Source organism: Bartonella queenslandensis AUST/NH15 (assembly GCF_000312585.1).
GTDB lineage: Bacteria > Pseudomonadota > Alphaproteobacteria > Rhizobiales > Rhizobiaceae > Bartonella > Bartonella queenslandensis_A.
Genome location: NZ_HE998006.1, coordinates 70,863 through 74,494 on the forward strand (window position 1 = coordinate 70,863; position 3,632 = coordinate 74,494).

Annotated in this window: 6 protein-coding genes; all 6 read left to right on the top strand. The window is 39.2% G+C overall.

The genetic code is table 11. The features are described 5' to 3' along the window. Positions 1 to 148 precede the first annotated feature (148 nt). On the top strand, positions 149 to 466 hold the full coding sequence (locus BN338_RS06870; RefSeq protein ID WP_051018506.1) for a dATP/dGTP diphosphohydrolase domain-containing protein: 318 nt from the start codon (positions 149 to 151) through the stop codon (positions 464 to 466). 11 nt (positions 467 to 477) lie between these two features. Further along, positions 478 to 897, top strand: a complete 420-nt coding sequence (locus BN338_RS06875) for a coiled-coil domain-containing protein (RefSeq protein WP_039760368.1) — start codon at positions 478 to 480, stop codon at positions 895 to 897. Between the two features lie 71 nt (positions 898 to 968). Next, positions 969 to 1,445, top strand: a complete 477-nt coding sequence (locus tag BN338_RS06880) for a crossover junction endodeoxyribonuclease RuvC (RefSeq protein ID WP_039760369.1) — start codon at positions 969 to 971, stop codon at positions 1,443 to 1,445. Further along, positions 1,435 to 1,842 carry a DUF1376 domain-containing protein gene (locus BN338_RS06885; protein ID WP_051018507.1) on the top strand — a complete coding sequence of 136 codons (408 nt, stop codon included), beginning with the start codon at positions 1,435 to 1,437 and terminating at the stop codon, positions 1,840 to 1,842. The genes BN338_RS06880 and BN338_RS06885 overlap by 11 nt, the downstream gene beginning before the upstream one ends. Continuing rightward, the gene (locus BN338_RS06890) at positions 1,832 to 2,926 is read left to right on the top strand and encodes a DUF1376 domain-containing protein (protein ID WP_039760370.1); all 1,095 of its coding nucleotides are present in this window, start codon (positions 1,832 to 1,834) and stop codon (positions 2,924 to 2,926) included. The genes BN338_RS06885 and BN338_RS06890 overlap by 11 nt, the downstream gene beginning before the upstream one ends. After that, positions 2,862 to 3,362 carry a hypothetical protein gene (locus tag BN338_RS06895; protein WP_244427619.1) on the top strand — a complete coding sequence of 167 codons (501 nt, stop codon included), beginning with the start codon at positions 2,862 to 2,864 and terminating at the stop codon, positions 3,360 to 3,362. Before BN338_RS06890 ends, BN338_RS06895 begins: the two co-directional genes overlap by 65 nt. Positions 3,363 to 3,632 lie beyond the last annotated feature (270 nt).

The window sequence follows — 3,632 nt, forward strand, 5'->3', positions numbered from 1 at the left end:
CATGACATAGATTTACGTCCAGATGATTTCTTCTATCCCAAGCGCTTGCAGTCATTAATGCAAGAGCAACGCCCCTCAATTACAAAAATTTGCAAGAGCTGCGGTGTTGATCACACCGGCGATAGTTTGCAGCCTTAAGGAGATGATGATGGCTTTAAGGGAAGCGCATAAGAATGATGATGGCAAGGCGCGTTTAGAGCTTATACCGCCGTTGGCACTGATGGAAATCGGTCGTGTTTTAGAGTTTGGAGCAAAGAAGTATGGGGAAAACAACTGGCGCAAAGGCGCGCATTGGAGTCGTTTTCACGGCGCAGCCTTGCGTCACTTGTTATCATGGTTTGAAGGGGAAGATAAAGATAGCGAAAGCGGTTTATCGCATTTAGCACACGCTGCCTGCTGTATTCTTTTCCTCATGGAATTCGAAGCAAAACAAATTGGTTGTGATAACCGCCCTGATAAAAATTAATGGAGATCAAAATGAGTTCAAATGAAATGATAGCGATAGTTGTGTGTGTAGTGTTTGGAGTATTGCTTTTTAGTGGGGTGATGTTTCGTTTTGCTTTGTATTATCGCGATCAAGTTAAGACGCTTAAGAAACAGGTTCAAGATCTTCAAGAAGAAAACAGAAAGAAAGAGTTTAAGTTTTTAAAGGAAAGCAAGCAGACAATTGATGAATGTGATGATGATCTCAAAAAATATGAAGAGCAAATTAAAGGACTGAAGCAACAGATAGATGAGTATGAAGCAGCGTTCAAATGGAAAAACGAAATTATAGATACCCTGGAAGCAGAATATCAATTACAGGACGCAGAAATTGAAAGACTTACACAAGAGCTTAAGCGTCGTGGTGAAGCTGTAAAAGAAAAGCCTCATAAAAATAAGAAGAAAAGTAAGTGATGAGATAGGGATGCATTACGGTTTTATGGAATAAGTAATTTTATAAAACACGTTTTGTATGGAGTGGTGCGGTGATTAACACAATTCTTTGTTTGGATCTAGGTACGAAGATGGGGTGGGCGGTGCGTGGTGCGGATAGTCATATCATCAGTGGTACTATGAATTTTCACCCCCGTCGTTTTGAAGGCGGTGGGATGCGTTTTTTACGCTTTAAGCAATGGCTATCAGAAATAAAGGTTACAGCAGGGGGCATTGACGCGGTGTATTTTGAAGAAGTGAGGCGTCATTTAGGTACAGACGCGGCTCATATTTATGGTGGTTTACTAGCAACGTTAACGGCGTGGTGTGAACACGAACAAATTCCTTATGAAGGTATACCCGTTTGTACGATTAAGAAAGCGACGACGGGGAAGGGGAATGCATCGAAAGAAGAGATGATGAGTGCAATGTGTTCAAAAGGGCATGCACCGAAAGATGATAATGAAGCAGACGCTTTAGCAATTTTACATTTAATAATTAAAGAGAAGGGAAAAATACATGGCAACTAAGCACATAAATACTAAGCCCATAAATATAAAGGAAGTTAAGTTACCATGGATAAAGTTTTATCTGTATGATTGGATTAGCGATACATATGAAATGACACCAGAGCAAAGAGGAATTTACCTAACACTTCTCTTACGTATGTATGACAAGAAAGAACCACTTACAGATGATTTTGCAATGCTTTCGCGTTTTTGCAATTGCTCGACGAGAAAGTTTGGAAATGTTGTCGAGTATTTAATCAAGATTGGTAAAGTTACTAAAACAGATGATGGCAGTTTGTGGAAGCCAGAGCTTGAGAAAGATCTCAAGACTTTTGAAGAAGAGATAAACCTCGCTAATGCGCAGATGGAGTTACTTTACAAGATAAATGAACAAATAGGGGGGAAATATGTCAACTAAGTTGGTTTGGGTTCGCAGCTTTCCGTCAGATTGTCTTGCAGAAACTAATGGTATGAAAGCATTTCAAATAGCGACATACGTTACATTGAAATGGCACATGCGTAAAAATGGAGAGCCTATTTTTTATGATCAAGACAAATTAGCGCATAGCGCGGGTTGTTCAAAAAAGATATTTAATAAAGCAGTAGAGTTTTTAATACGCGATAAGAAGATTATTTGTTTAGAAGATGGGCGTTTGTGGAGTTTACAAGTTGAAGAGGAACTCAATAACTCAAATGAAAATTTAAACAAGTTTTCAGAAAGAGCGCAGAGGGCAGCGAAAGCAAGATGGGAAAAGTCTCAAGATAACAATGAGTATGATGCTAACAATGCTAAGCATGATGCTAAAGCAATGCTAAATGATGCTAAGCATGATGCTAATAGCAATGCTAAAGCAATGCTAAATGATGCCAATCACAACCACAACCACAATCACATATATAATAAAAAAACTAATACTATCGTATTAGCAAAAAAAGAAATTGATTTTGAAAATTTGGAAATCACAGATTTTGTTGAAGAGCCAATCGAGGTTGATGTTGTTGAGAGCCAATCAGAGCAAATCGCAACATCATCAGAAAACCAACTTCCCATTCACGAGCAAGAAAACGTTTTGAAAAAAACCAAGCGGGTTAAAACGGATCGAGGTTGTCGATTGCCTGCGGACTTTGAACCCGATTACGATTTTGCAATTCGAGAGGGCTTGCCTCCAGAGCGTGTGAAAGTCGAGATTGCAAAGTTTCGAGATTATTGGAATGCCAAGGCAGGTAAAGACGCTAGCAAGCGAGATTGGCAAGCAACATGGCGTAATTGGGTAAGAAATTCAAAAGATCATAAAGTCAATAAACAAGGTGCAAATTATGGACATTACACTCAAAAGCAAAAGAGCATTGGAGAGCGCATCGCAGACAGCATCCTTGATATCGGAAATCGAGGGTACTTTGAATCACATTCACGAGATGATAGCACCGGGATTCCCATTGGTTTTGAAAGATGGCAGCCAACTAACGAAACAGCAGGAAGCGATTGCTTTAGAGGCTGGTGATCAACTGCAAGAGTTATTCGCAGTGAAAGCAAGTAAAGAGAATATAGCAAAAGCTATTCGCATGCTATCATGTGGTTTGAAAATATCGCAGCAATCCGATCATGAAGGCATGGCGTTAACTTATGGAATGGTTTTGGAAAATATCTCTGCGTGGTTACTGATGACAACGGTTAAACGGATTTTATGTGATGAGATAGATGGTTTGTCGGATACGTTTTTTCCGAGCACACGTGAACTTGTAAGGTTATGTCGTGATTTGGAAAACGACCTTTTGAGAAAAGCCAATCTTATACGCAAGGCGATTTTGAATACCCGTGAAAAACTTTTGAAAGAGCAAGCAGCGAGGGAATCTTCAAAACCGCTTACACTTGTTCAAAAGCAAAGGCTTGAAGAGACTTTAAATGGCATTGGTGGGATTGTGAAACACATTGAGTAGACAGCAAAGTGGTGAATTTTGGTATTCATATTGGATTAGACATGCGTTTAAATCGACAAAAAGGTACCGTACAGAGCGATTTAAAGATTTTATGATAAAAACCACATTGAAATTAAAACGCTTCTGTACGGCCCATTTTGAGGTAAATAAACCCATTGGTAAAGTTATGGATTTAGATTAGGGAATATTAAACCAGATGTTCTTAAAAAAACGTAAACATCCTATGCAAAAAAAATTTATCGCAACGGCAGTTGGATATGCACCATGGGG